The sequence below is a fragment of the Dactylosporangium sp. NPDC050688 genome, from assembly GCF_040654515.1.
In the GTDB taxonomy this organism is placed as follows: Bacteria; Actinomycetota; Actinomycetes; order Mycobacteriales; family Micromonosporaceae; genus Dactylosporangium.
In genome coordinates, this window is sequence record NZ_JBFAIC010000105.1 from 1 (window position 1) to 25,773 (window position 25,773).

The window sequence follows — 25,773 nt, forward strand, 5'->3', positions numbered from 1 at the left end:
CATCACGGTGTGGGGTGTGCGGGACAGTGACTCGTGGCGTTCCAACGAGAGCCCGCTGCTGTTCGACGGCGGCGGCAACAAGAAGGCCGCCTACAACTCCGTGCTCAACGTGCTCAACTCGGTCGGCCCGACCTCGTCGCCGACCGGCGGCCCGACGTCGTCGACGCCGCCGACGTCGTCCGAGCCGGGCACCGCGAAGCGGATCGTCGGCGCCCAGTCCGGCCGGTGCATCGACGTGCCCAACGCCTCGCGCAACAACGGCACCCGCGTGCAGCTGTACGACTGCCACGGCCAGACCAACCAGCAGTGGACGCTCACGTCGAGCCGGCAGCTGACCGTGTACGGCAACATGTGCCTGGACGCGGCCGGTTCCGGCAACGGCTCGGCCGTGCAGATCTACAGCTGCAACGGCCAGGCCAACCAGCAGTGGAACGTCAACTCCAACGGCACCATCAGCGGCGTGCAGTCCGGACGCTGCATTGACGTGTGGGGCACCAACAACGGCCAGCAGGTCCAGCTCTACGACTGCAACGGCCAGGCCAACCAGCGGTTCAGCCTGAGCTGACCGTGCACTGACCGGCGGGGTGGCGGCACCGGCCGCCACCCCGCTTCGCCGTGCGACGGCTAACCGAGGTCGGGGCGGGTAGTGGACCCTGCACGACCGAGGAGAGGAAGCCTGTCATGAGACTGTCGATGCTGCGTCCGCTGTACGAGCAGGCCGGGCCGTGGGCGTCAGTGTACGTCGACACCTCCCGCAACACGGAGGACGGCGCGGAGCAGGTGGACCTGCGATGGCGGGCGGCCCGGGAGAGCCTCGCCGCGGACGGCTGCGACGAGGACACCCTCGACGCGATGGAGCAGGCCGTGCTGGAGCGGCCGCAGGAGCCGGGGCGGCACGGGCTGGCCGTGTTCGCCGCGCACGGCGCGGTGGCGCTCGCGCAGCCGCTGGACGCGCCGCCGCGGCGGGAGATCGCCGCCTTCGGGCCGCTGCCGCACACCATGCCGCTGGTCGCCCAGCTCGGCGAGCAGATCCCCTACGTGCAGGTCCTCGTCGACCACACCGGCGGCTTCCTGACCGGGACCGGGCCGGGCCGGCTCGTGCGCACCGCGAGCGTCGAAGGGTCCCAGGACTTCCCGATCCGCAAGAGCAACGTCGGCGGCTGGCAGCAGTCCCACTGGCAGCAGGCGGCGCAGGAGTCGTGGCAGCGCAACGCCGGCGAGGTCGCCGTGGCGGTCGCCGAGCTCGCCGAAGGGTGCGACGCGCAGGTCATCGTCGTCGGCGGTGACCCGCGGTCACGCCCGATGCTGGTGGAGCGGCTGCCGGAGCGCTGGCGGGACCTGGTGGTGACCACCGAGGCCGGGGCCCGCGCCGCCGGCGCCGACCCGCACGCGCTCGACGAGGCGACGATCCGGGCGGTCGCGGAGCGGGCCGCCGCACACGAGACGGACGTGGTGGACCGGTACCGCATGCAGCGGGGCAGGGACGCGGCCGCCGGCGACGGGCTGCCGGCGGTGGTCGCCGCGTTGCAGCGCGGGCAGGTCGACACCGTCCTGCTGGTCGACGACCCGTCCTCGACGCAGATGCTGTGGGCCGGGCCGGAGCCGCTGCAGCTGTCGTACGACGCGGCCGAGCTGCACGCGATGGGCGTCGCCGCGCCGTGGAAGGTGCGCGCCGACGCCGCGCTCGTGCGGGCCCTGGCGTGCTCCGACGCCGGGCTCACCCTGGTCGAGCCCGCGGAGCTGCCGGTGGACGGCGGGGTCGCGGCGCTGCTGCGGTACGCGGACGCCAGCACCCGGCACCGCTGAGCGCGCCACGGTCCACGCCACGGTCCATGGCACGGCCCGCGCCATACCGCGCCGCCGGCGCGGCGGGGCGGCAGTGCGGCGGCGTGGCGTTTCGCGGCTGGGCGGGCGGGAAAGAGGACCTCCCATGCCGAGACTCGACAACTCCCTGCCGCTGGCGCTGGACGGTTACGCATGGCTGCCTGACCGGCGGCGCCGCGCCGGTGGACCGTTCGCGACCCGGCTGGCGGGGCTGCCCGCGACCGGGATCGCCGGCCCCGACGCGGTGCGGTTCTTCTACGACGAGGAGCACGTGCTGCGCCACGGCGCGATCCCCGAGCCGGTGCAGGGCACCCTGTTCGGCCACGGCGCCGTGCACACCCTCGACGGTGACGCGCACCGGCACCGCAAGGCGGTGTTCCTGTCGCTGCTCGGACCGGACGGCGCCGCGGCGCTCGCCGAGGAGACCGCGGCCGTCTGGGACCGCACCGCCGCCGGATGGGCCCGCCGGGAGATCGTGCTGTTCGACGAGGCGAGCCGGGTCATCACCGAGGCGGCCTGCCGGTGGGCGGGGGTCGACGGCACGTTGCCCGCCGGGGACCTGGTCGCCCTGGTCGACGGGTTCGCCACCCTGGGGCCGCGGCACTGGCGGGCCCGGCGGGCCCGCGGACGGCTCGAACGCCGCCTCGCCGGGCAGATCGAGGCGGTCCGCAACGGCATGACGGCCGCGCCGGCCGGCTCGGCGGTCGCCGTCGTCGCGGCCCACCGCGACCTGGACGGCGCGCTGCTGCCGCCGAGGACCGCCGCGGTCGAGGTGCTCAACGTGATCCGCCCGACGGTCGCGGTGTGCTGGTTCGTGGCGTACATGGCGCATGCGATGCACCTGTGGCCGCACACCCGGATGCGGCTGCGGGCCGGCGACCCCGCCTACGTCGAGGCGTTCGTGCACGAGACCCGCCGCTTCTACCCCTTCGCGCCGTTCGTCGGCGGCCGCGCCGCCCGCGACCTCACCTGGCGCGGCACCCGGATCCCGGCCGGCTCGATGGTGCTGCTCGACCTGTACGGTCAGAACCACGACCGGATCCTGTGGGAGGGCCCGTACCAGTTCCGCCCCGAACGGTTCCTGAAGCTCCCGCCGGGCCGCGACGACCTCGTCCCGCAGGGCGGCGGCAACCCCGCGACCGGCCATCGCTGCCCCGGTGAGGGCGCCACGATCAGCCTGCTGAGCGCGCTTGCACCCCGGCTCGCCGCGCTGGACTGGACACTGCCGCCGCAGGACCTCACCATCTCGCTGCGCCGCATCCCGGCCCGCCCCCGCAGCGGCGTCGTCCTGGCCGTGCCGGCGGTTGACCGCACCATGGTCGGGTAGCTGACCGGTACACCCGAGGAGGAGGACAAGCATGCCGCCGGCACCGACGGCACGGGCGAGTGGTCCGACGGGCGCAGCGGTCGCCGCGTCCGGCCAGTGGCACGACGACGACGGCGTACGCATGCCGGCCGGCGACGCCCACGCGTGGCTGCCCGGCCACAACCAGACCGTGTGCGGCGTGCCGCTGTCCCGCGCCCGCCTGCGGATGTTCCCGCACGTGCCGTGGGAGTACCGCGACACCGACGTGCTCGGCCCGAACGACCGGGTCGGGCACGTGTGCGACCGCTGCCTCGCCGCCCTGCGCCCCCGTCCCCGCCGCGGCGAGAAGGCCGGCTGGACCCGCACGTCACCGCGGCCCTGACCGGTCGTCACGACGTTCGCGGCGGCGGCGCGACGACGATCCAGTTCTTCCACACGATGATCGAGGCGGATCGCGGCTGAACCGCCCGCGGGGTTGCCGTGCCGGCGGTACGGCAACCCCCCACGCCCGTCAGCGCCGGACCCCGGCGCCGTTGTGGCTCTGTTCCAGCAGGGCCGTCTTGGCCCGCTGGTATTCGGATTCGGTCAGGATCCCGCGGCGCTGCAGGTCGGCGAGCTTGCCGAGCTCGTCCGCCGGGCTCGCCGTGCCGGCCGCGCTGCGCACGAACTCGCGGACCTCCGCCTCGTGCGCCATGGCCCGTTCGCGGGCCCGCGCGTTCATCGACGGGCCGCGGGTGATGAGGTACACCAGCGCACCCAACCACGGCAGGACGATGAGGAACACCGTCCAGCCGGCCTTGCCCCAGCCGCTGACCTGATGGTCACGGAACACGTCCGTGAGGATGCTGATCATCAGCCAGATCCAGGCGAAGACCAGCATGAACCACAGCGTCCCCAGGATCACGTCGCCGAACGAGTAGCCATCCATCGTCCGCCTCCTCGATGTACATCTGTACCCGGTTATCAGCGTCGAACGCCGTGAGCGGCGGATCATCACCTGCACGGGGTGAACGGCGCTCACTCCACGCGTTGCTTGGTGGCGTGCCGTCGAGGTCTTCCACGGCGTCGAACTGGCCAGGGTGCCGGAGGCCGGTGAGCCGGCGGCGGTGCTGCGACTGGCCGGTTGAGGACCGGGGTCGTCAGCTGATCACCTCCAGCAGCTGCTGCGCGAGCGGCGCGGCGGACGCCGGGTTCTGGCCGGTGTACAGGTTGCGGTCCACGACCGTGTAGGGCTTCCAGCTCTCGCCGCGGGTGAAGTCGACGCCCAGGGTGACGAGCTCGTCCTCCAGGAGCCAGCGGGCCTTGGCGGCCAGGCCGACCGCTTCCTCCTCGTCGTTGGTGTACGCGGTGACGCGGTACCCGAGAAACGGTGACACGCCCTTGTGCCGGGTGGCGAGCATGGCGGCCGGCGCGTGGCAGACGATGGCGAGGGGCTTGCCGGAGGCGAGGGCGGCGGTCAGCAGCCGGCCGGAGGTGGCGTCGGCCGACAGGTCCTCCATCGGGCCGTGGCCGCCCGGGTAGTAGACCGCGTCGTAGTCCTCCAGGCGGGCGTCGGACAGCTGGATCGGGCTGCGCAGCTCGTCGGCGGCGCGCAGGACGGTCTCCAGCTCCAGGGCGATCTGGTCGCTGCCCGCCATCGAGGGGCGCAGGCTCATCACGTCGACGTACGGCACCACCCCGCCCGGGGTGGCCACCACCACCTGATGGCCGGAGCGGGTGAGCGCGCTGTACGGCGCCGCGAACTCCTCGGCCCAGTAGCCGGTCGGGTGCCTGGTGCCGTCCTTGAGCGTCCAGTAACTGGTCCCGGTCATGACGAACAGGATCTTGGCCATGGGTCCCATCGTGCCGGTCCACCCGGCGGCCGCCAGCCTCGCCGCGGGTGACCCGCGCGGCCGGTGCCGGCGCATGCGCGGTGCCCTGCCCAGCCGGTGCGGGGTGAAACCTTCCGCGCAGATGTCACTGTCGCCGGCGGCCGCCGGCCTGGCATCCTGATACGGCCGGCGACGCACGGGGAGGCGACATGGCGGCACCGCAGGAGTCCGCACCGCTACCGGACGCCGCGCCGCGGCGGGCCGCGCGCCGGCCGGAGCTGGACGTGATCCGGCTGGTGGTCGTGTACGGCCTGGTGTTCTTCCACGCGGCGCTGGTCTTCGACACCCGCGACGACTACTACGTCAAGAACGCGACCACGACCGAGGCGACCACCTGGCTCGCCGGGCTGTGCGTGGTCTGGGCGATGCCCGCGCTCTTCCTCATCGCTGGGCTCGGGTCGTGGCACTCGATCCGCCATCGCGGCCCGGGCGGCTTCGCCCGCGAAAGGCTGCTGCGGCTCGGCGTGCCGCTGCTGGTCGCGACGCTGACCATCCTGCCGCTGCCCCCGTGGCTGCGCCTCAAGGCCGCCGATCCCGGCTACGCCGAGTCCTACCCGCGGTTCCTGCTGCGGTTCTTCGACGTGCACCTGAGCCTGTCGGACGTCCCGTTCGTCGTGCGGGGCGAGTACTTCGAGAGCGGCCACCTGTGGTTCGTGGTGCTGCTGCTGGCGTTCTCGGTGCTGCTCGCCCCGCTGGCGGCGTGGCTGCCGGCCGGTCGCGCGGCGCGGATCCGCGACGCCGCCGCCGGCGCGGCGGCACGGCGGGGTGTCGTCCTGCTGCCGGCGGTGCCGCTCGCGGTGGTCGGCGCGGTGCTGGGCATGGAGGAGGCGTTCGCGGGCTGGAGCCGCTGGGCGTACCTGCTGTTCTTCCTGTACGGGTTCGCCCTCGCGGCCGACGACCGGTTCCGGGCGGCGATGCGCCGCGACGCCGTGCCGGCCGCGGTCGCCGGTGTCGTGCTCTTCGCGGCCGCCGGGGTCGCACTCGACACGGCCGGCGGGGAGCCGTTCACCGACATGACCGTGCCCGCGGCCGTCGCGCGGGTGCTGTTCGCACTCGCCGGCTGGTGCTGGCTGGTTGCGATCCTCGGCCTGCTCGACCGGCCCGCCCCCGGCACACCGGCCGCCGGGCCCGCCCCGGACGGCCGGCGGGGCCGGGTGCGGGCCTACCTGGCCGTCGCCGCCCTGCCGATGTACGTGCTGCACCAGCCGATCGTCGTGGCGACGGCCTACGTGGTGGTGCGCTGGCAGGTCCCGGCGCCGGTGAAGTACCTGGCGATCGTCGCGTCATCCTTCGTGATCATGTTCGCCGTCTACGAGCTCGCTGTACGGCGCTTCCGGCCGGCCCGCCTGCTGTTCGGCAACCGCGGCTGACGACCCCGGGGCCGGGTCGAGTGCCCTGCGCCGGCCGCCGGCCGCTGATACGTTCGGCCGCGTGGCGTTCACGGAAGTCATGGAGCGGGCGGCCCAGGGGTTCGACGCGCTGGGCGCTGCCGTGCTGGTCGTCGGGCTGCTGTGGTCGGTGCTGCTGGCCGTGCGGGCCTGGCGCGCCGAGGGCGGACGGCGGGCGTACCAGGCGCTGCGGGAGAGTTTCGGCGGGGTGCTGCTGCTCAGCCTCGAGGTCCTCGTCGCCGCCGACCTGATCCGCACCGTCGCGGTCGCGCCGACGCTGCAGAACGTGGCGGTGCTCGGCCTCATCGTGCTGATCCGGACGTTCCTGAGCTTCTCCCTGCAGGTGGAGATCGACGGGGCACTGCCGTGGCGCCGGGCGCTGACCAGCGGCGCCGTCCACATCGCACGGGCGGCGCAGGGGTCCGGCAAGGGCGGCGACGCGGGCTGAGCCGCCGCGTTTGACGGTGCCGCGACCGGGCAGCCCTTGGAGGGCAGGTCGTCGGCAGCGGGATGAGGTGGTGGGACGTGGTCAAGTTCGGGTACACCCTGATGACGGAGCAGAGCGGGCCGAAGGAGCTGGTCCGTTACGCCGTGCAGGCCGAGGACGTCGGCTTCGACTTCGAGGTCAGCAGCGACCACTACTCACCCTGGCTGATGGAGCAGGGCCACGCGCCCTACGCCTGGTCGGTGCTCGGCGCCGTGGCGCACGCGACCTCCCGCGTCGAGCTGGCCACCTACGTCACCTGCCCCATCCAGCGGTACCACCCTGCGGTCGTCGCGCAGAAGGCCGCCACCCTGCAGCTGCTGTCCGACGGGCGGTTCGTGCTCGGCCTCGGCGCCGGCGAGAACCTCAACGAGCACGTCACCGGCGAGGGCTGGCCGCCGGTCGCGCAGCGGCACGACATGCTGGAGGAGGCCGTCCACATCATCCGGGCCCTGCACACCGGCGACCTCGTCACCTGGGACGGCGACTACTTCCGGGTCGACTCGGCGCGCATCTGGGACGCCCCGGACGGCGGCGTACCGATCGGCCTGGCAGTCTCCGGCGAGAAGTCCGTCGAACGGTTCGCGCCGCTCGGCGACCACCTCATCGCCGTCGAGCCCGACGCCGAGCTCGTGTCCGGCTGGGACAAGGCCCGGCAGGGCGGCGCCCCGTCCCGGGCGATCGGGCAGATCCCGATCTGCTGGGCACCGGACCGGCAGCAGGCGATCGACCTGGCCCACGAGCAGTTCCGCTGGTTCGGCGGCGGCTGGGCGGTCAACGCCGACCTGCCCACCCCGGCGGGGTTCGTCGGCGCCAGCCAGTTCGTGCGCAAGGACGACGTCGCCGGGTCGATCGCCTGCGGGCCCGACCTGGACGAGCTGGCCGAGAGCGTCAAACCGTTCTGGGAGGCGGGCTTCACCGACGTCGCGCTCGTGCAGGTCGGTGACGCGCTGCAGCAGCGGTTCCTCGACGAGGCCGCCGGCCCGCTGCTGGAGAAGCTGCGCACTCTGGCGAAGTGATCTCAGGGGCCGGCTCAGCGGACCGCGAGCCGCGCGGGCCGCGGGTCGACGTCGGGGAACGAGCCGTCGCCGAACAGCACCCGCGCGGCGGCGGCCCTCCCGGCCCGGCTGCGCAGCGCCGCGACCGCGGCCTCGACGGCGGCGGGTGAGCGCAGCCCGGCGAACATCCGCCGCAGCAGCAGCCGCCCCCGGAACCTGGCCCGCAGCGCTCCGCCGTCGTAGCGGCGCAGCAGGCCCTCGTCGCCGGTGCGCAGGTACCCGGCGGTGACGGCCGCGGCCAGGTCCGACATGCGCAGGCACGGGTCAAGCCCGCCGGCGGTCAGCGGCGACACCGCGCCGGCCGCGTCGCCGACGAGCAGCCCGCCCGGGCACGCCAGTCGGCGCAGCACCCCACCGACCGGGATCGGCCCGCCGCGCCGCTCGACCGGGCCGGCGGACGCGGGGCGCCCCGGCGCGTCGGCGGCGAACACGTCCAGCAGCTGCCGTACCCCGGCGCGCATCGCCCCCGGGTACCCGGCGACACCCACGTGCGCGTGCCGGCCGTCGTTGATGACCCAGCCGAGGTACCCGGGCGCCACCCGCGGGTCGAGGACGCAGTGGAACGCCGGCGCGCCGGGCCCGGCGGCGACCGGGTGGATGAGCTCGGCACCGACGAGCAGCCGCCGGTTGACGTCCAGGCCCAGGTCGCGGGCGACCCTGGAGCGGGCACCGTCCGCGCCGACGACGAACCGGGCCCGGACCGGCTCCGCGCCGGCGAACGTCGCCAGGCCGCCGGCCGCGCCGGTGTACCGCACGCCGAGCCGGACCCGCGCACCGGCGGTCTCGGCGGTGCGGCGGGCGTGCTCGTAGACGCCGGGCATGTCGGCGACCCGGTACTCGTCGCGGTCGCTGGTGAGGTGGACCGGCGCGCGCCGCGACGGCGGGTAGAGCAGCACGTCGCGGACCCCGGGCCCGAGCAGGTGCCCCGGCACGTCGAAGTCGTCGAGGGTACGCCGCACGAAGATCCCGGTCGTGCGGATCCCGGCCGACAGGGAGCGCCGGCGGTCGACCACGAGCACGTCCAGGTCCTGCTCCGCGAGCCGGCGGGCCGTGTGCAGCCCAGCCAGACCGGCGCCGACGACCACTACATCCACGTTCTGCATACCCGGCGACGGTAGGCCCGGATCCGCCGTGACGCCCCCGTGTGCACACGATCCGCGCCGGACCTCCACACCGCCGCCACCTGCGACTGCGGCACCGACGACCGTCGTGGTCCGCTGCGCCGGCCGGCGCGGGCGCCGCCGCTGGCGTCGACATGTGCCTCTACCTGCTGCGCCGCGAATACGGCGCGGCCGTCGCCAACGGCATCGCCCGCGACATGGTCGTGCCGCCGCACCGCGACGGCGGGCAGGCCCAGTATGTGGCGGCACCCGTCCCGGCGGACTGCGACGGCGAGCGCCTCGCCGAGGTGCTCGGCTGGGCCCGTGAGCACCTGCACCTGCCGCTGACCGTCGAGGTGCTGGCCGGCCGCGCCCTGATGAGCCAGCGCTCCTTCGCCCGCCGCTTCGCCGCCGCCACCGGCTCGACCCCGCACGCCTGGGTGCTCTCCCAGCGGCTGCACCGCGCCGAGGAGCTGCTGGAGACCGCGGCCCTGTCGATCGAGGAGGTCGCCCGCCAGGTCGGCTTCGGCACCGCCGCCACCCTGCGTGAGCAGTTCGTCAAGCGCCGCGGCGTGCCACCCCGCGACTACCGCAAGGCCTTCGCCTCCTGAGCGGCGGGCCAGTGCGCCGGCCCGTTCGCCGTCCCGCGCCGGCCCGTTCGCCGTCCCGCGCGCCGGCCCGTTCGCAGGCCCGTTCGCAGGCCCGGGATGAGGAGCCGGTTGGCGCGGCTGGCATGATCGTGCGGCCCGGACGGTGGCCGGCCCGGCCGCCGCGGGTTACCGAAGGTGACGGCAGTGGAATTCCTTGGACGGCGCCGGTCGGTCCCCGGCGCGAGACCGGCCGACCGGGCGACGGGGTTCCGGCTCGACCCGGCCGGCGCGACCGGCGAGGCGGCCGCGCCCACCGGCCGTGACCTGGCCGCCGCGTACGACCTCATCTACGCGGTCGCGGCCGGGAAGGACTACCAGCGCGAGGCCCGGGACGTCACGGCGCTGATCCGGCGGCGCAACCCCGCCGCGACCAGCATGCTCGACGTGGCCTGCGGCACCGGCCTGCACCTGTCGCACCTGCGGCACGAGTTCGCGCATGTCGAAGGGCTGGAGATCTCCGACGCGATGCGGCAGGCGGCGGTCGAGCGGCTGCCCGGCGTCCCGGTGCACGCCGGGGACATGCGCGACTTCCGGCTCGGCCGGACGTTCGGCGCGGTCACCTGCCTGTTCTCCGCGATCGGCTACGCGCAGTCGGTCGACGAGCTCCGCCAGACGCTGCACTGTCTGGCCGCGCACCTGGAGCCGGGCGGCGTGCTGCTCCTGGAACCCTGGTTCACCCCACAGCAGTGGATCCTGGGGCCGGTGGACCTGGGTGCCGCCCGCGACCACCACCGGCACGTCACCAGGACGTGCTACTCCGGCCGCTCCGGCACCGTCTCCACGATGACCATGCACTACGTCCTCGACGAGTCCGGCGCCGGCGTCCGGCAGTGGGTCGAGGAGCACGCCATGACGTTGTTCACACAGAAGCAGTACCACAGCGCGATCCGCAAGGCCGGGCTGTGCGACATCGAGTGGCTGCCCGGCTGGCGCGACCAACGCCGGCGCGTCGTCGCCGTCAAGCGATGACGCCGGCCGCCGCGCCCCGGCACGGCCACGCCGCCTCTGCCGGCGCCGCTCGGAATGTGAAAGACTTGCCGCCGTGGGTCAGACAGCCTTGCCTCGGTGTGCTTGTTGCGGCTATCGAACAGGGTGCACGACTTGTCCGATCTGTTTCTGGACCGATGACGGCCGCAGTGATCCGTCGGTGTCCGTGGTGGCCGGCAGTCGCAACGGTGAGTTGAGCCTCGCGGACGCCCGGCTCAACTTCAGCATCTACGGGGCCAGCGCCCCGCGGTACCGGGAGCTGGTGCGCCCGCCCCGCGACGACGAACGCCCCTGACCTCGGGCAACGCCGCGACCCCGGTCTGCTCGCACCCCTGGCCTGCTCGCTGCCGGCGTCCGGTGAGCGTCCGGGCGCGGTGAGGGTCAGGTCGCCGCGGCGCTCACCATCGCGGTGGTGAGGCGGACCGCGTCGGCGTCGGCGAGCCCGTGCTCGTGGCACAGCGACCGCCACGTCCAGAAGGACGCCGCGTGCCCGATCGCCGCCCGCAGCCGCCGGCGGCGGGTCCCGCGGGCGTGGAACGGCCGCAGCAGCAGGTCCAGTTGCTGCGCCTCGGCCGCCTCGGCGGCCTCGCGCAGCGGCGCGGGCAGGGCGGCCCGGTCGCGGATCGCGTTGGTGAGCATCGGCTCGCCGGCGCGGTAGAACCGGTACAGATCGGTCAGGGCGAACGTGAGCCGCTCGAACGGCTCGCCGATGCGTGCCCACGCCGCCGGCTCGGGCGGGACCTGCTCGGCGGCCCAGTGCGCGGCGCACGCGGCGAACAGGGCGCCGTCGTCGGGGAAGTGCCGGTACACGGTCAGCCGGGTGACGCCGGCGGCCTCCGCCACGGCCGAGACGGTCGTGGCCGCCGGGCCGATCGTGCCGTGCAGCGCGACGGCCGCCTCGACGATGCGCTGCCGGGTCCCGGTGACGTTGTCGGCGCGCTTGCCCATCCGGTACGCCCGCGAATTGGCGGAACTGTGCTGTTCAGTCAATTGGTTTGACGGCCCCTTCCTCGCGGCGCAGGATTTCATGAACCACTACTGTTTGATCATATCCGAGAGGTGCACCGGCATGACACAGGCAGACCCGCCGCCGCTCACCGTCGTGCGGCCCGGCGAGGGGCCCACCGGCGACCTCGGCGCCATCGGGGTGCAGTTCAAGCTGTGGGGGCACGACACCGGCGGGAAGCTGTCGATCGTCGAGCACCCGTTCCCGGTCGGCGCGCTCGTGCCGCCGCACCTGCACACCCACGAGGACGAGTACTCGATCGTCCTGGAAGGCGAGATCGGCTTCCGGTCCGGCGACCGCGAGGTCGTGCTCGGCGCCGGTGGGTACATCACCAAACCGCGCGGCGAGCTGCACGCCATGTGGAACGCGGGGGCCGTGCCCGCCCGCATGATCGAGATCATCAGCCCGGCCGGGTTCGAGCACTTCTTCCGCGAGGTCGCCGAGCTGGCCGCGGCCGGTGCCGCCACCGCCGAACGCGGCGCGGAGCTCGTCGAGCGCTACGGCCTGCGGTTCGCCGAGCCGGACTGGCTGCCCGGCGTCATCCAGCGGTACGGGCTGTGACCGGCCGGCGGGCGGACCTGCGGCGCACCACGAGACCGGGCAGCACGCCCAGCAGGCCGGCGAGCGCGATGCGGCCCGGCGCCGGCCGTCGCGCCGGTCTCCGCCGCCGGAGCGGGTCGTGTGTCAGGATGCCAGGCATGGCTGATCGCGCGTTGCGGTTCGGTTCGGTCGCGCAGGCGTACGAACGGTTCCGGCCCGGATACCCCGAGGAGCTGTTCGACCTGGTAGTGGCGTACGCGGGCCGGCCGGTGCGCAGCGCGCTGGAGATCGGGGCCGGCACGGGCAAGGCGACCCGGCTGTTCGCCCGGCCGGGGATCGCGGTCACCGCCACCGACCCCGACCCGGCGATGCTCGACGAACTGCGCAGGCACGTCCCGGCCGGCGTCGGGACGGTGCGGGCGGCGTTCGAGGACCTGCGGCCGGACCGGCGCTACGGGCTGGTCTACGCGGCGGCGGCGCTGCACTGGACGCGGCCGGAGGGCCGGTGGGCGCGGATGGCGGCGCTGGTGGAGCCCGGGGGCGTGTTTGCCTCGTTCGGCAGCCCGGCCCGGCTCGCGGACCCGGCCGTCGAGGCGGCCGTCCAGGCCGCACGGGCGCCCTACCTGGCCACTGACGAGATACCGTCGCCCGACGGGACGCCGGAGCACCACCCGATGCAGTGGCCGGGCACGGAGCTGCAGCGCTCGCCGTGGTTCACCGACGTGCGGCAGTGTGTCATCAGCCGGCGCCTGGCGATGCCCGCCGCGGACTACGTCGGGCACCTGTCGACCGTCTCGGCCTACCTCGAGCTGCCCGCAGCGCAGCGGCAGGAGGTGTACCACAGCATCGAGCGGGTCCTGCCCACCACGGTCGAGCTCGCCGCCGACGTCATCGTGCACCTCGCCCGCCGGTGTCCCGATGCGGAGCCCCGGTGACGCGTGGGCACCGCCGGCGTGCGGCCGGCGCTCAGGTGGTGGCCAGGCGCAGCAGTTGCGGCGCCAGCCACGGCGCGACCACCCGCCGTACGCCGTCCGGGGTGAGGTGCAGCCCGTCGCTGCGGACCCGCACCCCGCCGACCTGCCACGTGAACGCGCCGTCCGGGCACAGCACCCGGTTGAGGTCCAGCACCACCGGCCGGCTCGGGTGGGCGGCGGCGACCTCGGTCAGCAGCCGGTTCCACGCGTCGGCGCGGGCCTGGGTGTCCTCCGGCCACAGCCCGCCGTCCGGTCGTTCCTGGCGGCGGGTGTACGGCGCGGTCAGCAGCGCGACCCGGGCACCCCGCCCGGCGGTCAGGTCCACGGCCCGGCGCAGCTGCCCGGCGAGGTAGGCGTCGTAGGCCGGCTCGCCCACGTGCGTCCAGCGGCCGTCGAGCTTGCGGTCCATCAGCTCCCACCGGTCCAGCAGCACGACCACCACGTCGGGGTCCCGTGCCGCGGTCGAGCCGCCCCACCGCAACTCCCACGTGGCGCAGTACGGGAAGTTGGTGTGCGGCGCGCCGCCGTAACGCAGCTCGGGCAGCACCGCGATGCCGCAGCCCTGGACGCCCTCATTGTCCAGGGTGAACCCGAAGCTGGTCTCGCCGGGCCAGTACGCGCCGAGGGTCCACGACACCGAGTCACCGATGACCATCACCCGCGGCGGACCCGGCCGCCGACCGGCGCGGCTCACCGGCGGTCCAGCGGCCGGCGCCGCCCCGGACGCCGCCGGGGATGCCTCCGCGGGTGCCGCGGCGAGCACGGGTGGCGGCACGGCGACCGGGGCGGGCCCGGCGAGGACCGCGACGACGGCGGCCGCGGCGGCCGTGGCCACCGCCGAACCGGCCGCCCAGCGGGCCGGCCGGCCGTCAGCCCAGCCGCGCACGTGACCGCCCGGCCCGCGGACTGCCGCGCCGGCCGCCCAGCGGGCTGTCCGGCCGCCTGCCCAGCCGCGCACCTGACCGCCCGGTCCGCGGACTGCCCAGCCGGCCGCCCAGCGGGGCCGGCGGGCCGGACCGGGCCGGCGCAGCGGCTGCTCGACGAGGTAGAAGCTGGCCGCGGCAACCGCGAGCGTGGCGGCCAGGCGCAGCGCGAGCAGCCGCGGCCCCGCCAGCCCGGTACGCCCGGCGTCCAGCACCGCGAAGAGCGGCCAGTGCCACAGGTACCCGCCGTAGGAGATCCGCCCGAGCCAGGCGAGCGGGGCGGCACCGAGCAGCCGCGCCACCGGCGTGCCGGGCGCGACCGCGAGCTCGGCGACGACCGCCGCGCCGGCGACGGCGGCGAGCGCGAACCCGCCCCGGTACAGCCAGGCGTCGCCGCCACCGGCGAGGACCGCGAACGCGGCGAGGACCGCCGCGCCGGCGAGCGCCGCGGCCCGTCGCGCCACCGGGTGCCGCGCCACGACCGGCAGCGCCGCGGCGAGCGCGCACCCGGCCAGCAGCGCCGCGGCCCGGGTATCGCTGCCGAAGTACGCCCGGCCGGGCCGCATCGGGTCGTGCAGGGCGGCGGCGGCCAGCACCGACGCGGCGGACCCGGCGGCGCACACCGTGCCGATCAGCGCCCGGGGTCGCCGGGCCCGCACGGCGAGCAGGATGAGCAGCGGCCACAGCAGGTAGAACTGCTCCTCGATGGCGAGGGACCAGGTGTGCTGCAGCGGCGAGGCCGCGGCGGTCTCGGTGAAGTAGTCCCCGCCGCGGGCGATCATCCGCCAGTTCGCCCAGTAGGTGAGGGCCGCGGCCGCGTCGGTGCGCAACGCCCCCGGGTCCTGCCCGGGCAGCAGGTATGGCCCGGCGGCGACCGTCGCGCAGACCAGCACGACCAGGGCGGGCAGCAGCCGGCGTACCCGGCGCGCCCAGAACCCGCGCAGCGATATCCGGCCGCTCTGCTCGGCCTCGCGCAGCAGCAGCGACGTGATCAGGAAGCCGGACAGCACGAAGAACAGGTCGACGCCGAGGAACCCGCCGGGCAGCCAGGCCGGCATGCCGTGCACCAGCAGGACGCCGGCGAGGGCGACGGCGCGCAGCCCGTCCAGCGGCGGCAGGTGGCGCGACGACACGAGCGGCCCGCTTCCCGGCGGTACCGGCGGCAAACCTCGCACCGGCATGAACGGGTTCTGCCCCGCGGCCAGGGGCAGGCCGGCCCCGCTACCGGCCCTACGACGGGACGTCCTCCAGCCGCCGCCGCAGCATGTCGAGGGTCTGGCGCAGGATGCGCGACACGTGCATCTGGGACATGCCGATCTGCGCGGCGATCTCGTGCTGGGACAGCCCGCCGTAGAACCGCAGCGCCAGGACCCGCTGGGTGCGCTGCGGCAGCTGGGCCAGCAGGACCCGCAGCGACTCGCGGTATTCGACGAAGGCCAGCTGCGGGTCCTCGCCGCCGAGCTGGTCGAGCAGGGTCTGCTCGTCGTTGCCGCTGCTCAGCTGCAGTGACACGGGCCGGAACGACGAGTTCAGCTCAAGGGCCTCCAGCACCTCGTCGCGGGAGAGCCCGACGCGCTCGGCGATGTCCTCGGCGCGCGGCGAGCGGCCCAGCCCAGACTGCAGCTCGTCGCGGGCCCGGCTGACCTCCAGCCACCGCTGCTGCAGCGACCGGGGGACCCGCACCGACCAGACCCGGTCCCGGAAGTGCCGCTTGATCTCGCCGGTGATGGTGCTCGTCGCGTACGGCACGAACTCCGGCCCGCGGGTGGGGTCGAACCCGTCGACGGCCTTGAGCAGGCCCACGCAGGCGACCTGCTCCAGGTCGGCGGTCTGCTCGCAGGTGCGGGTGTACCGGCGGGCGATGCGCCGGGCGGCCGGCAGGCACGCGTTGACGATCTTGTCGCGCAGCCGCCGCCGGGCCGCCGGGTCCAGCGGCTCGGTGTGCAGCCGGGTGAGGTCGGCGCCGACGTCCAGCGGCCAGTGCCGTCCGGTGAGCCGCACCGCGTCCAGGTCGAGGGGCTCGGCGGCCGAGCCGGCGTCCGTATCGAGGACGACCTCGTCGTAGACGCCGAGCGTCTTGGCCGCCCCGGTGATCTCCAGGGCGGTCAGGGCGGCGCCCCGCACGTTCGTCAGCCGCAGCTCGCCACCGTGCTCCTCGGCGCGGCGGTGCAGGTACAGCAGCACCCGCTGGGCGGCCGCGTCGATCAGCCGTATCCCGGCGGCGTCCAGCACGATGTCGCACCGGCCGCTGTCGAACAACCCGAACACGACGTACCGCAGGTAGGGCGCGGTGGTCAGGTCGATGACGCCGCCGGCCCGCAGCAGGTCCTGCGCGCCGCACTGGACACGCGTGATCGTCAGATCCATGTGCTGCTCCCGGTCCCCGCTGGTGCGTGGCTCGCCCCTCAGGTCCCTGGCGTACCCATTTGCTGTATGACAAACACATGAATCTCGCCGGACCGGGCCTACGTTCTCAGCCGCGGTCCGTGCAGCGCCCGGGCCCGGGCGACGAGGAGCCGGGCCGTGGCGACGGCGCGCTCGGCGATCGCCTCGCCGAGGTCGCCCGCCGGCAGCCGCCCCGCCCGGGCCAGGATGTCCCCGAGCGTGCTCCGCGCGGTCGGCGCCAGGTGCAGCGCCACCAGCACCGCCGCCTCCAGCCCGGCGGGCAGGCGGGCGACCAGCCGCCGTGCGGCGTCGTGCCCTCCGGCCGAGCCTCCGATGACCACGATGTCCCGCCGGAAGGTGTCCACCCCGGGCCCGCTACCCCGCTGGGGGGTGAGGCCAACCGTCCGGCGGGTGCCGCCGCGGCCCGCCGCCGGGCCTTGCCCGGCCGCGCTGCCGCCTGGTGCCGGCGGCTCGTGGCTACCGTTGCCCGCCGCCGCGGTCGACCGGCAGCAGGTGCACGACGGTGGGCGGTTGCGTCGACAGGGCGATGACCCGCCGGTTGAGCTCCTCGTCGGCGCCGGTCATCCGGCCGCTGTGCTGGCGCAGGTGCTCGTCCCAGGTCGGCACCACGTACACCTCGACCATGTGGCCGGGGGACTCGCCGGCGCGGAACACGCCCCACTGCACCGCGCCGGTGCGCATCCGGGACCGGCGCAGCGCGTCGGTCATCGACAGGAACGCCGGCTCGTCCTCGGCGGTGATCGTGTACGTCACCTCGACCACGACCGGCCCGGCGAACCGGTCGGGCTCGACGGCCAGCTGCGGCTGCGGCCAGGGCGCGGCCGGGTCGCGGTTGAGGTGGTGGGTGTCGATGAGCGGCCAGACCGGGATGGTCGCGGCGCCGGCCACGGTCACCGCGGCCGCGGCGAGCAGCGCGGGCACCAGCCCGACCCGGTCGGCGAGCAACCCCCAGGCGAACGCGCCGACCGCCTGCCCGCCGAAGAACACGCTCAGGAACGTGCCGAGCCCGCGGGCGAGCACCCAGCGCGGCAGGAACAGCTGCAGCTCGGCGCTGGCGTTGGTCAGCACCGCCATCCAGCACAATCCGGCCGGGACGAGGGCGACCGCGGCCACCACCGGCTCCGGCACCAGCGCGAGCAGCGTCAGCACCAGCGCGTACGTCAGGCTCCCGGCGGCCAGCAGCCGGTTGTCGCTCAGCACGGCGCGCAGGCGCGGCAGGACCAGCGCGCCGAGCACGGCGCCGACGCCGACCGCGGCCAGCAGCAGGCCGTAGCCGCTGGCATCCATCCCCAGCCGCTGGCTGGACACCAGCGGCAGCAGTGCCCACAGCGACACCGCGGGCAGGATGAACACGGCGATGCGCAGCAGGGATCGGCGCACCGCCGGCGAATGCCGCACGTACCGGCCGCCGGCACGCATCGCGGCCAGGAACGGCTCCGGCAGCGGCGCGTCCTGCGGCGGCTGGGGCCGCCACAGGAGCAGCACGACGGCGAAGACGAGCAGCGTCGCGGCGTTGATCCCGAACACGGCCGCCACCCCGACGTGGGCGACGAGCACCCCGGCGAGCGCCGGCCCCACCGCCCGGGCCAGGTTGACGCCGAGCGAGCCGAGTGCCGCGGCGGAACGGATCTCGTGGCGCGGCACCAGCTCGGGGATCACCGCCTGGTACGTCGGGCCGGTCACCGCCATGCCGCAGCCGAGCGCGAACGTGAGGGTCAGCAGCAGCGCCGGGGTCGTCTGCCCCGCCATGGTGAGCCCGGTGAGCAGCACACCGACGGTGAGCTGGAACAGCTGCACCCAGATCAGCAGCCGCCGGCGGTCCAGCGAGTCGGCCAGGACGCCGGCCGGCAGCGCCAGCAGCACCACGGGCAGGGTCCCCGCCGTCTGTACCAGCGACACCAGTGCCGCCGCGTTGGGCCGGTCGACGAGCAGCCACTGCGCGCCGACGGTCTGCATCCACGTGCCGACCTGGCTGCCGAGCACGGCCAGCCACAACAGCCGGAACACGCCGTTGCGCAGCGGGCTCCAGGTCGACGTCTGCTCGTCCGGGGCCGGCGGCAGGGCCGTCTGCGGGACCGGTTGCGCGCTCATCCGGGCCGCCCGCTCAGACTTGCGTCTCGGCTCGCCATTTGGCGGTGGCGGCCGCCCGGGACCGTGCGGCGGCCAGGCGCCGGACGGTGTGTTGCTGTCACTGTGCGGGACCGGCCTACCACCAGAAGTTGTCCTGCGGCGTGTAGGGCGCCTCGAGGTCGGCGACCTCGGCCGGCGTGAGCTCGAGGTCCAGGGCGGCGACCGCGTCCTGGAGGTGGTGCGGCTTCGTCGCCCCGACGATCGGGCACGACACCACCGGCTTCGACAGCACCCATGCCAGGGCGGCCTGCGCCATCGGCACGCCACGCGCTCCCGCGACCCGCTGGACCGCCTCCACCACCGGACGGTCGACGTCCCGGTCGAACGCCTTCGCGACGGTGTCCGTCGACGAGCGGCCGGTCTGCTCGCCCCACGGCCGGGCGGCCCGGCCCTTCGCCAGCGGCGAGTACGGGGTCAGGCCGACGCCCTGGTCGAGGCACATCGGGATCATGTCCCGCTCCTCTTCGCGCTTGAGCACGTTGTACTGGTCCTGCATCGCCGAGAACGTCGTCCAACCGTGGAGCACGGCGGTGTGCTGCAGCTTCGCGAACTGCCAGGCCCACATCGACGACGCGCCCAGGTAGCGCACCTTGCCGGACCGCACCAGGTCGTCGAGGGTGGCCATGGTCTCCTCGACCGGCGTGTCCGGGTCGAACCGGTGGATGTAGTACACGTCGATGTAGTCGGTGCCCAGCCGCCGCAGCGACGCGTCCACCTGCTCCAGGATCGCCTTGCGGGACAGCCCGCTGCCGCCGGGGCCGTCGTGCATCTTGCCGCTCACCTTCGTGGCGAGCACGATGTCCTCCCGGCGGGAGAACCTGGTGACCGCCCGCCCGACGAACTCCTCCGACGTGCCGCCCTGGTAGACGTTCGCGGTGTCCCAGAACGTGACGCCCAGCTCGACCGCCTGCCGGAACAGCGGCGCCGCGGCGTCCTCGTCGAGCGTCCACCGGTGCATGCCCGCCTCGGCGGTGCCGTAGCTCATGCACCCCAGCGCGATCCGGCTCACCCGGAGGCCGGTGCGACCCAGCCGTGTGTACTGCATCCGGTGAGTGTCCCGCAGCCTCGGTCGGGGCAGTCAGGCGGCTCGCGTCACCGGCTGCGGGCCGGGCGCCTGCCGCCGAACCGCCGGATCGCGGCACCGGTCAGCGCCGCCGCGCCGAGCGCGCAGACCGCACCGACCGGGCGCAGCAGCCGCCGCCGTCCCCAGCTGCCGTGCACGGTGTGCGCCGACGGCGGCAGCGGCGCCAGCACGTTGCCGGGGTGCGGTGCCACCGGGTCGCGGGACAGGCCACCGGCGCGCATCAGCGGCCCGACGAGCAGGTCGTACAGTCCCGGCAGCGCGGTGAAGGCGACCCGGGTGACCAGGTCCGCGCCGCCGACGGTGACCATCGCCCGGGGCCGCGCGGCGCAGCGCAGGATCGCGCGGGCGACCTTCTCCGGCGGATCCACCGGCGGCGGCGGGCGCCCTGCCCGCCCGGCGAAGTTCGCGGCGTTGCGGTAGATGGGCGTGTTGATCGCCCCGGGCGCGACCAGGCACACGTGGATGCCCGGCGCGTCGCGGGTCTCCTGCCGCAGCGCCCGCACCAGCCCTCGCACGCCCCACTTGCTGGCGACGTACGCGCTCATGTACGGCGCGACGATGCTGCCCAGCAGCGACCCGGCGATCACCAGCACCCCGTGCCGCTGCGCCCGGAACCGCACCAGCGCCGTCCGGGCGACCGCGGCGGCGCCGACCAGGTCGGTCTGCACCACCCGGTCGAAGATCTCGGCCGGGACGTCCTCGAACCGGCCGTACACCATGACCGCCGCCGTGTGCACCCACACGTCGATGCCGCCGGACTCCGCCACGGCGGCCGCGGCGACCTCGTCGAGGGTCTCCGGCCGGGTCACGTCGGCGGTGACGACGCGGACCGCCGCCCCCGCCGCCCGGCACTCCCGGGCGACGGCGTCCAGAGCCGGTCGGGACCGGGCGGCGAGCACCAGGCGGTCACCGGCGGCGGCGAACGCCAGCGCCGCCGCGTTGCCGACGCCGCTCGACGCGCCGGTGATGACGACGGTACGCGGCCGCGCGCGGTGTTCACCCACGCCGGACGGTTACCCGGCCGGGACCGCCCTACCCAAATCGACGCAACGGGCCGCCGCGCACCTCGCCGACGGCCGCCGCCCGGGGCCGGGTGCGGTCGGCCCCGGGGCGGCGCCACCGCCGCGGCTCACCGGACCGGTTGGATGCCGGTGCCGAGCTGCTGGTTGCCGACGTTCTTCCGCGGGGCGAACGTCGCCTTCGGCGTGTTCAGGGCGGTCAGCGTCTCGTCGAGGAAGTCCCGCCAGATCATGCCCGGCAGGGTGCCGCCGATGACGGTCCTGCCACCGCGGTCGACGATCCGCTGCTCCTCGGCCTTGTTGCCGACCCACACCGCGACCGCCAGGCCGTTGTTGCGGTTGGCGGGGTCGGAGGCGGTGTACCCGACCATCCAGGCGTGGGCGTTGTCGGCAGTCGGCCCGAACTGCCACGACCCGGCGATGCCGGCGACCTGGCGGCCGTCGCGCAGCTGCAGCCCGTAGTGCTGCGGCACGCCCTGCAGGACGGCGGTGAGGTCGTCGGCCATCGGCTCGGTGAAGCCCGGGATCCGGGTCGGCTTGACCGCCGCGGTGTACGTCTTCATGCCGTCCTGCCAGACCTCCTGCAGGAAGTGCGTCCTGGCCGCGAGGCCCCGGGCGGCGAACGTGGCCATGCCGGCGGCCTGGTCCAGCACCGTCACCGGGTACTGGCCGATGGCGACCTCGGTGTTGAAGAACTTCGGGTAGACGGCCTTACCGTCGTTGCTGGTCAGGTCGACCTTCACCCGCCGGTCGGCGACGTTCGCCCACAGCTGCGTGACGCCCGCCGCGCGGGCCGCGTCGATCACCTGGTCGGGGCCGACCTTCTCGGCGAGGCCGAAGAACGGCGTGTTGAGCGCCATGACCGCCGACTCCTCCAGGGTGCACCAGGTGGGCGACCCCGACGCGCAGGCCGGCGAGGCCGCGCTGTTCTCGCCGGCGTTCTTCACCGCGTTGTTGGTCCGGCCGGCGCGGCCGCTGGCCGGGAAGTCCTGCGGGGACGAGCCGTTCCAGTACGAGCCGGTCGTGTACCCCTTCTTCAGGCCGGCGGCGAGCGTGTACGCGTGGAACGTGGCACCCGCCGGGTGCCCGCCGCAGCACGACTCCTGCCCGTCGCTGAGCACGGGGTCGGTGTAGAAGCCGGCGTAGTCGCCGCCGCTGCCGGTGTCGCCGCCGTAGTAGGCCTTGACCGCGCCGGTGCCGGGCTCGACCGCGACGAGGGCCGCCTGCAGGTTGGCGGGCTGCTGGTCCATGTTCGACCCGGCGGTGCGGCTCGCCTCGCGCACCGCGATCTGCTGCGCCTTCTGGTCGATCGTGGTGACGATCTTCAGCCCGCCGTCGCGGATGCGGTCGAAGACCTTCCCGCCGTCCGGCGCGGTGCCCTCGTACAGCAGCCGCCCGGTCTTCGGGTCGGGCAGCGCCGCCACCTCGCCGAGCACGTGGTGCACGATCAGACCCTCAGGCCGGTCCATGCCGCCGATCAGGGTCACCGCGTTCGCGCGCGCCTCGGCGGCCGTGAGGACCTTCGCCGGGTAGGCCGTCTTCGCGTCCGCCTCGGCCGGCGCCACGAAGTGCAGCTTGGTCACCTGCCGCTTGATCTCCTCGAAGCGCTCGTGGGCCCGCTGCGGGTTCACCGTCGGGTCGAACGGGCTGCCCTTGCCGTCGGTGCCCTCCGGCTGGTCGATGAGCCCCGCCAGCACCATGCCCTCGGCGAGCGTCAGGTCCTTGGCGGGCTTGCCGAAGTACGCCTGCGCCGCGGCCTGGATGCCGTACGCGCCCCGCCCGAAGTAAACGATGTTGAGGTACATCGCCAGGATCTGGTCCTTGGTGTACTGGTTGTTCATCTTGTGGGCGATGACCGACTCGCGCAGTTTGCGGGAGTACGACGCGCCCTCCAGCTCCGCCCAGTGGCGTGCGTACTGCTGGCTGATCGTCGACGAGCCGCGCTCGCCGTCGCCGGCGAGGTGGTTCCACGCCGCGCCGGCCGCGTCGCCGTAGTCGACGCCGTCGTTGGTGTAGAACGTCTCGTCCTGGGCCGCGACGACCGCGTGCCGCACGTCGACCGGGATGTCCTTGATGGTCACCACGGTGCGGTTCGTGTCGCCGATGCGGGCCATGGGCGTCACGCCGTCGGCGTAGTAGATCGTCGTGGTCTGCCGCAGGTCGACGTCGTCGGGCAGCGCGACGTTGTCGTAGTAGTACGTGCCCCCGGCGTAGCCGAGCCCGGCGAGGACGGCGAGCACCAGCAGCGAGACGAGCAGGCGCTTGCGCCAGCGCGCCGGCCGCTTCCCGGCCGACGCCGCGGCACCCTCCGTGACGGCCCCGGCCGCGCCGGTCGTGGCCCCGACGTCGGCTCCGGCATCGGCTCCGGCCGCGGCGCCGGTCTCCGCCGCCGGCCCGCCGGCCTTCCCGGCCGGCGTGTCGCCCGGTGTGGCGCTCGGAGGCTCGGGCGGGGTCGTCGCGCTGGTCCGGTCGTCGTCCATGTGGCCACCCCGTCGTCGCGCCGGTCATGTGATCGATCGCCACGGATAGTACAAAATCGCCCGGGTTCCGGCTGCCCCGCCTTGCCGGCACCCGGCGTTCACCCGGCCGCGCGTCAAGGGGGCGGTGGGAGTGCCGATAGGTCGGCCATGACCAACCGCGGCCGAAGGCGTTCCTCCCGATTCCTGGCACTGGTGGTGCTGGCGGTGCAGGGTGCGCTGCTCGCCCTCGCGTCGAGCCGGCCCGCGCGGCCGGGCCGGGCGCGGTCGTCACCGACGCCGGGTGCCTCACGACGCTCGCCGCGCGCACCGACGACGGCTCGTCGGGGCCGGTGCCGCTCGGGTTCCCGGTCAACTTCTTCGGCACCACGTACAGCAGCATGTACGTCAACAAACAACGGTGACGTCACGTTCGGCAGCCCGTACACCGGCTTCTCCGGCCTGGACCTCGCCGCGTTCGGCAGCCCGATCATCGCGGTCGCGTTCTTCGACGTCGACACCCGCGCGGCGGGCACGAAGCCGGTCTCCTACGGCCCGATCACCTACGGCGGCCGGCCCGCGTACTGCGTCAACTGGGTCGACGTCGGCCGGGAGGGCGACCAGCACGAGCAGACCTGGCGCCGGGAGCTGGCCGGCGGCGCGGTCGTGGCGGTCGGCGGCGCGGCGGCGTTCGGCCTGTTCTCCTGACGGTGTGCCCCGCCGCCCGCGGCGGGGCACACGGCGCGGCGCGGCCGTCCGTCACGGCGGGGGCGGCCCGCACCGGGTCGCCAGCCAGGCCGCGGCGGCGACGAGCTTCGCCACGGCGGTCAGGGTGGCGGGCTCGACGCGGTCAGGCGTGTCCGCCGGGCTGTGGTAGCCGGCCATCCCGGCGCCGATGCCGACCGCGGGCAGCCCGGCGGTGGCGTACCGGCGGTTGTCCGAGGCGACCGGCCCGGCCGCGAGGGGCAGCCCGGTGTACCGGCCGGCCTGGTCGAGCGCGGCCAGCAGCCCGTGCGCGGGCCCACCGGCCTCCACGGCGGCGGACCGGTGCAGGTCGCCGGCACCGTCGACGTTGATGACGAGCGGCGCCGCGCCGGCCCGCCGCAGCTGGGCGGCGTGATGGGCGGAGCCGAGCGCCCCGGCCTCCTCGGCGTCGAGCAGCGCGACCGACAGCCGTACCTGCCCGGGGACCTGCGTCGTGAGGACCCGGGCGGCCTCGAGGACGACGGCGACGCCGCTGCCGTTGTCCGCCGCGGCCGGCTGCCGCAGCCCCGGATGGTCGCCGACGCCGTCGAAGTGCGCGGTCAGCAGCACCTCCGGGCCCGCGCCGGCAGGCCAGGCGCCGTGCAGGTTGGCGGCGGGCACGTCGAGCCGGCGGATCGGGGTGTTCCCGGCCAGCCAGCCGGCCAGCCGGCCGCCCGCCCCAGCGGCCGCGAGCAGCGTGGCGTGGGTGCCGGTGTCGAGGGTGAGGATCGGCAGCGGTCCTGGGTTCGGGCCGGCGAGCATCGTGTACTGCCAGCCGTCGGCGTCCACCCCGCGCCCGATCAGCAGCCCGGTCGCGCCGTAAGCGTGACCGTACGCGTCGAACAGGGTCATGCCGGGCGGCACGAGCAGCCACCGGCCGGCCGGGTCCCCTGCGCCGGCGACCGCGAGCCCGCCGTGCCGGACGAGCGGCTCGTCGGCGGAGGCCAGGTGGACCGCGACGTCCCGGCCGAACGCGAGCCGGCGTTCGGTCGTGCCGTCGTGCCAGCGGACGTCCGGTGCGGCGTACACCTCGGGGACGAACCGGACCGTGAACGGCTCCACGGTCACGGCCGCGCCGAGGTCGGCGAGGTGCCGGGCGAGCCAGGCGCGGGCCGCGGCGCCGCCGGCCGAGCCGACCCGGCGCCCCGCGAACGGCTCGGCGGCCAGGGTGGCGACCGTGGCGGCCATCCGTTCGCCGGAGACCGCGCCGAGCAGCGGGCCGAGCACCGCCGCGACGGTCGTGGGTGGCCGGCCGGCGGCGGTGCTCATCCGCAGCAGCCTGTGCCGGACGCGACCGCCTCGGCCTTCGCCGACGTGCCGCAGCAGGCGCCGGCCTGCGCCGCCTCGGCCGCGGTGCCGCAACAGGGCGCCGCCTGCCGCGGGTCCGGCAGGGTCGGGGCGGCGGCCTGGGGCGGGTTGCCGCAGCAGCCGCTCGTGCCGGCCACGTCGAGGGCGGCGGCCGGGTCGCCGGCGAAGCCGCCCTGGGTCTGCGTGCTGGTCATGGTCGTTGCTCCTTCGAGGATCGGTGGACCGGCGGGGGACGGGTCCGCGAAGCGCGCTCCCCATCGTCCGGCATGGACTGTCTTGATGTCCATCGAATCAACGGTTGCACGCTGATTCGAGATCTGTCAACCTAGAGGCATGTCTAAACAGCCGGTGGTGCTCACGCTCACGGATCTGCAGGCGGAGGTGCCGTGCTGCCCGCCGATCACGCGGCAGCGGTTGCCTGCGCCGTCGGCGGCGGTCCTCGCCGCGGCGTTCAAGGCGCTCGGGGATCCGGTGCGGTTGCAGCTGCTGTCGATGATCGCGTCGGCGCCGGACGG

At 74.9% G+C, this 25,773-nt stretch carries 27 protein-coding genes and 1 pseudogene; 15 read left to right on the top strand and 13 right to left on the bottom strand.

What is annotated here, in order from left to right; translation table 11 throughout:
- From AB0H83_RS48395 to AB0H83_RS48410, 4 genes are all read left to right on the top strand, one after another.
- Positions 1-565, top strand: a 565-nt coding sequence (locus AB0H83_RS48395) for a ricin-type beta-trefoil lectin domain protein (RefSeq protein WP_360109586.1), incomplete at its 5' end; no start/stop codon positions are given.
- Positions 566-681: 116 nt separating this feature from the next.
- Positions 682-1,806 (top strand): Vms1/Ankzf1 family peptidyl-tRNA hydrolase, encoded by a 1,125-nt coding sequence (locus tag AB0H83_RS48400; protein WP_360109589.1) that lies wholly within the window; start codon positions 682-684, stop codon positions 1,804-1,806.
- Between the two features lie 124 nt (positions 1,807-1,930).
- On the top strand, positions 1,931-3,151 hold the full coding sequence (locus tag AB0H83_RS48405) for a cytochrome P450 (protein WP_360109592.1): 1,221 nt from the start codon (positions 1,931-1,933) through the stop codon (positions 3,149-3,151).
- Positions 3,152-3,182: 31 nt separating this feature from the next.
- Entirely contained in the window at positions 3,183-3,512 is a 330-nt protein-coding gene (locus tag AB0H83_RS48410; protein ID WP_360109595.1) for a hypothetical protein, read from the top strand.
- Positions 3,513-3,641: 129 nt separating this feature from the next.
- On the opposite strand, the gene AB0H83_RS48415 is transcribed toward AB0H83_RS48410, so the two are convergent.
- Both AB0H83_RS48415 and AB0H83_RS48420 read right to left on the bottom strand, forming a co-directional pair.
- On the bottom strand, positions 3,642-4,058 hold the full coding sequence (locus AB0H83_RS48415) for an SHOCT domain-containing protein (RefSeq protein ID WP_360109598.1): 417 nt from the start codon (positions 4,056-4,058) through the stop codon (positions 3,642-3,644).
- A 211-nt stretch (positions 4,059-4,269) separates the two neighbouring features.
- Positions 4,270-4,962 (bottom strand): type 1 glutamine amidotransferase domain-containing protein, encoded by a 693-nt coding sequence (locus tag AB0H83_RS48420; protein ID WP_360109601.1) that lies wholly within the window; start codon positions 4,960-4,962, stop codon positions 4,270-4,272.
- Between AB0H83_RS48420 and AB0H83_RS48425 the strand changes: the two genes are divergently transcribed.
- From AB0H83_RS48425 to AB0H83_RS48440, 4 genes are all read left to right on the top strand, one after another.
- Positions 4,961-5,122, top strand: a complete 162-nt coding sequence (locus tag AB0H83_RS48425) for a hypothetical protein (protein WP_360109604.1) — start codon at positions 4,961-4,963, stop codon at positions 5,120-5,122. The two genes, AB0H83_RS48420 and AB0H83_RS48425, sit on opposite strands and share 2 nt — an antisense overlap.
- Positions 5,123-5,150: 28 nt before the next feature.
- Positions 5,151-6,371: an acyltransferase family protein gene (locus tag AB0H83_RS48430; RefSeq protein ID WP_360109607.1), complete on the top strand. Its 1,221-nt coding sequence runs from the start codon at positions 5,151-5,153 to the stop codon at positions 6,369-6,371.
- Positions 6,372-6,432: 61 nt separating this feature from the next.
- Positions 6,433-6,837 carry a DUF1622 domain-containing protein gene (locus AB0H83_RS48435; RefSeq protein WP_360109610.1) on the top strand — a complete coding sequence of 135 codons (405 nt, stop codon included), beginning with the start codon at positions 6,433-6,435 and terminating at the stop codon, positions 6,835-6,837.
- Positions 6,838-6,914: 77 nt separating this feature from the next.
- A complete protein-coding gene (locus tag AB0H83_RS48440; protein WP_360109613.1) occupies positions 6,915-7,892 on the top strand; it encodes an LLM class F420-dependent oxidoreductase in 978 nt (325 codons plus the stop codon).
- A gap of 14 nt (positions 7,893-7,906) precedes the next feature.
- Here the strand turns inward: AB0H83_RS48440 and AB0H83_RS48445 are convergent, their stop codons facing one another.
- Entirely contained in the window at positions 7,907-9,034 is a 1,128-nt protein-coding gene (locus tag AB0H83_RS48445) for an NAD(P)/FAD-dependent oxidoreductase (RefSeq protein ID WP_360109615.1), read from the bottom strand.
- A gap of 152 nt (positions 9,035-9,186) precedes the next feature.
- On the opposite strand from AB0H83_RS48445, the gene AB0H83_RS48450 reads away from it, so the two are divergent.
- From AB0H83_RS48450 to AB0H83_RS48460, 3 genes are all read left to right on the top strand, one after another.
- Positions 9,187-9,642 (top strand): helix-turn-helix domain-containing protein, encoded by a 456-nt coding sequence (locus AB0H83_RS48450; protein WP_360109618.1) that lies wholly within the window; start codon positions 9,187-9,189, stop codon positions 9,640-9,642.
- Between the two features lie 183 nt (positions 9,643-9,825).
- Positions 9,826-10,650, top strand: coding sequence for a class I SAM-dependent methyltransferase (locus tag AB0H83_RS48455; RefSeq protein ID WP_360109621.1), 825 nt, complete (start codon positions 9,826-9,828; stop codon positions 10,648-10,650).
- Between the two features lie 73 nt (positions 10,651-10,723).
- Positions 10,724-10,963 (top strand): CPCC family cysteine-rich protein, encoded by a 240-nt coding sequence (locus AB0H83_RS48460; RefSeq protein ID WP_360109624.1) that lies wholly within the window; start codon positions 10,724-10,726, stop codon positions 10,961-10,963.
- An 86-nt stretch (positions 10,964-11,049) separates the two neighbouring features.
- Here AB0H83_RS48460 and AB0H83_RS48465 read toward each other — a convergent pair whose 3' ends face one another.
- The gene (locus tag AB0H83_RS48465) at positions 11,050-11,616 is read right to left on the bottom strand and encodes a helix-turn-helix domain-containing protein (RefSeq protein ID WP_360109627.1); all 567 of its coding nucleotides are present in this window, start codon (positions 11,614-11,616) and stop codon (positions 11,050-11,052) included.
- A gap of 121 nt (positions 11,617-11,737) precedes the next feature.
- Between AB0H83_RS48465 and AB0H83_RS48470 the strand changes: the two genes are divergently transcribed.
- Both AB0H83_RS48470 and AB0H83_RS48475 read left to right on the top strand, forming a co-directional pair.
- Entirely contained in the window at positions 11,738-12,235 is a 498-nt protein-coding gene (locus AB0H83_RS48470) for a cupin domain-containing protein (RefSeq protein WP_360109630.1), read from the top strand.
- Positions 12,236-12,372: 137 nt separating this feature from the next.
- Complete coding sequence (locus AB0H83_RS48475) at positions 12,373-13,149, top strand: class I SAM-dependent methyltransferase (RefSeq protein ID WP_360109633.1); 777 nt, start codon at positions 12,373-12,375, stop codon at positions 13,147-13,149.
- A gap of 31 nt (positions 13,150-13,180) precedes the next feature.
- Here AB0H83_RS48475 and AB0H83_RS48480 read toward each other — a convergent pair whose 3' ends face one another.
- From AB0H83_RS48480 to AB0H83_RS48510, 7 genes are all read right to left on the bottom strand, one after another.
- Complete coding sequence (locus AB0H83_RS48480; RefSeq protein WP_360109636.1) at positions 13,181-15,244, bottom strand: acyltransferase family protein; 2,064 nt, start codon at positions 15,242-15,244, stop codon at positions 13,181-13,183.
- Between the two features lie 97 nt (positions 15,245-15,341).
- The gene (locus AB0H83_RS48485; RefSeq protein WP_360109639.1) at positions 15,342-16,478 is read right to left on the bottom strand and encodes a SigB/SigF/SigG family RNA polymerase sigma factor; all 1,137 of its coding nucleotides are present in this window, start codon (positions 16,476-16,478) and stop codon (positions 15,342-15,344) included.
- A gap of 98 nt (positions 16,479-16,576) precedes the next feature.
- Positions 16,577-16,861: a chemotaxis protein CheB gene (locus tag AB0H83_RS48490; RefSeq protein WP_360109642.1), complete on the bottom strand. Its 285-nt coding sequence runs from the start codon at positions 16,859-16,861 to the stop codon at positions 16,577-16,579.
- A gap of 112 nt (positions 16,862-16,973) precedes the next feature.
- The gene (locus AB0H83_RS48495) at positions 16,974-18,608 is read right to left on the bottom strand and encodes an MFS transporter (protein ID WP_360109644.1); all 1,635 of its coding nucleotides are present in this window, start codon (positions 18,606-18,608) and stop codon (positions 16,974-16,976) included.
- 115 nt (positions 18,609-18,723) lie between these two features.
- Entirely contained in the window at positions 18,724-19,692 is a 969-nt protein-coding gene (locus AB0H83_RS48500) for an aldo/keto reductase (RefSeq protein ID WP_360109647.1), read from the bottom strand.
- A gap of 47 nt (positions 19,693-19,739) precedes the next feature.
- A complete protein-coding gene (locus tag AB0H83_RS48505; protein ID WP_360109650.1) occupies positions 19,740-20,735 on the bottom strand; it encodes an SDR family NAD(P)-dependent oxidoreductase in 996 nt (331 codons plus the stop codon).
- Between the two features lie 125 nt (positions 20,736-20,860).
- Entirely contained in the window at positions 20,861-23,230 is a 2,370-nt protein-coding gene (locus AB0H83_RS48510) for a transglycosylase domain-containing protein (RefSeq protein ID WP_360109653.1), read from the bottom strand.
- 147 nt (positions 23,231-23,377) lie between these two features.
- Between AB0H83_RS48510 and AB0H83_RS48515 the strand changes: the two genes are divergently transcribed.
- Entirely contained in the window at positions 23,378-23,914 is a 537-nt protein-coding gene (locus AB0H83_RS48515; RefSeq protein WP_360109656.1) for a hypothetical protein, read from the top strand.
- Between the two features lie 51 nt (positions 23,915-23,965).
- Here AB0H83_RS48515 and AB0H83_RS48520 read toward each other — a convergent pair whose 3' ends face one another.
- On the bottom strand, positions 23,966-25,219 hold the full coding sequence (locus AB0H83_RS48520) for a M28 family peptidase (RefSeq protein ID WP_360109659.1): 1,254 nt from the start codon (positions 25,217-25,219) through the stop codon (positions 23,966-23,968).
- Positions 25,216-25,452, bottom strand: a complete 237-nt coding sequence (locus AB0H83_RS48525) for a hypothetical protein (protein ID WP_360109662.1) — start codon at positions 25,450-25,452, stop codon at positions 25,216-25,218. Before AB0H83_RS48525 ends, AB0H83_RS48520 begins: the two co-directional genes overlap by 4 nt.
- A gap of 139 nt (positions 25,453-25,591) precedes the next feature.
- Here AB0H83_RS48525 and AB0H83_RS48530 point away from each other — a divergent pair.
- A pseudogene (locus tag AB0H83_RS48530) lies at positions 25,592-25,773 on the top strand (transcriptional regulator); the annotation flags it as partial.

What these genes read in the sequence shown, in the direction of transcription:
- AB0H83_RS48420 (WP_360109601.1), bottom strand. Translation starts at nt 4,962, where the DNA reads ATGGCCAAGATCCTGTTCGTCATGACCGGGACCAGTTACTGGACGCTC.
- AB0H83_RS48445 (WP_360109615.1), bottom strand. Translation starts at nt 9,034, where the DNA reads ATGCAGAACGTGGATGTAGTGGTCGTCGGCGCCGGTCTGGCTGGGCTG.
- AB0H83_RS48415 (WP_360109598.1), bottom strand. Translation starts at nt 4,058, where the DNA reads ATGGATGGCTACTCGTTCGGCGACGTGATCCTGGGGACGCTGTGGTTC.
- AB0H83_RS48410 (WP_360109595.1), top strand. Translation starts at nt 3,183, where the DNA reads ATGCCGCCGGCACCGACGGCACGGGCGAGTGGTCCGACGGGCGCAGCG.
- AB0H83_RS48485 (WP_360109639.1), bottom strand. Translation starts at nt 16,478, where the DNA reads ATGGATCTGACGATCACGCGTGTCCAGTGCGGCGCGCAGGACCTGCTG.
- AB0H83_RS48465 (WP_360109627.1), bottom strand. Translation starts at nt 11,616, where the DNA reads ATGGGCAAGCGCGCCGACAACGTCACCGGGACCCGGCAGCGCATCGTC.
- AB0H83_RS48515 (WP_360109656.1), top strand. Translation starts at nt 23,378, where the DNA reads ATGACCAACCGCGGCCGAAGGCGTTCCTCCCGATTCCTGGCACTGGTG.
- AB0H83_RS48400 (WP_360109589.1), top strand. Translation starts at nt 682, where the DNA reads ATGAGACTGTCGATGCTGCGTCCGCTGTACGAGCAGGCCGGGCCGTGG.
- AB0H83_RS48405 (WP_360109592.1), top strand. Translation starts at nt 1,931, where the DNA reads ATGCCGAGACTCGACAACTCCCTGCCGCTGGCGCTGGACGGTTACGCA.
- AB0H83_RS48510 (WP_360109653.1), bottom strand. Translation starts at nt 23,230, where the DNA reads ATGGACGACGACCGGACCAGCGCGACGACCCCGCCCGAGCCTCCGAGC.
- AB0H83_RS48425 (WP_360109604.1), top strand. Translation starts at nt 4,961, where the DNA reads ATGGGTCCCATCGTGCCGGTCCACCCGGCGGCCGCCAGCCTCGCCGCG.
- AB0H83_RS48495 (WP_360109644.1), bottom strand. Translation starts at nt 18,608, where the DNA reads ATGAGCGCGCAACCGGTCCCGCAGACGGCCCTGCCGCCGGCCCCGGAC.
- AB0H83_RS48470 (WP_360109630.1), top strand. Translation starts at nt 11,738, where the DNA reads ATGACACAGGCAGACCCGCCGCCGCTCACCGTCGTGCGGCCCGGCGAG.
- AB0H83_RS48450 (WP_360109618.1), top strand. Translation starts at nt 9,187, where the DNA reads ATGTGCCTCTACCTGCTGCGCCGCGAATACGGCGCGGCCGTCGCCAAC.
- AB0H83_RS48525 (WP_360109662.1), bottom strand. Translation starts at nt 25,452, where the DNA reads ATGACCAGCACGCAGACCCAGGGCGGCTTCGCCGGCGACCCGGCCGCC.
- AB0H83_RS48500 (WP_360109647.1), bottom strand. Translation starts at nt 19,692, where the DNA reads ATGCAGTACACACGGCTGGGTCGCACCGGCCTCCGGGTGAGCCGGATC.
- AB0H83_RS48430 (WP_360109607.1), top strand. Translation starts at nt 5,151, where the DNA reads ATGGCGGCACCGCAGGAGTCCGCACCGCTACCGGACGCCGCGCCGCGG.
- AB0H83_RS48475 (WP_360109633.1), top strand. Translation starts at nt 12,373, where the DNA reads ATGGCTGATCGCGCGTTGCGGTTCGGTTCGGTCGCGCAGGCGTACGAA.
- AB0H83_RS48520 (WP_360109659.1), bottom strand. Translation starts at nt 25,219, where the DNA reads ATGAGCACCGCCGCCGGCCGGCCACCCACGACCGTCGCGGCGGTGCTC.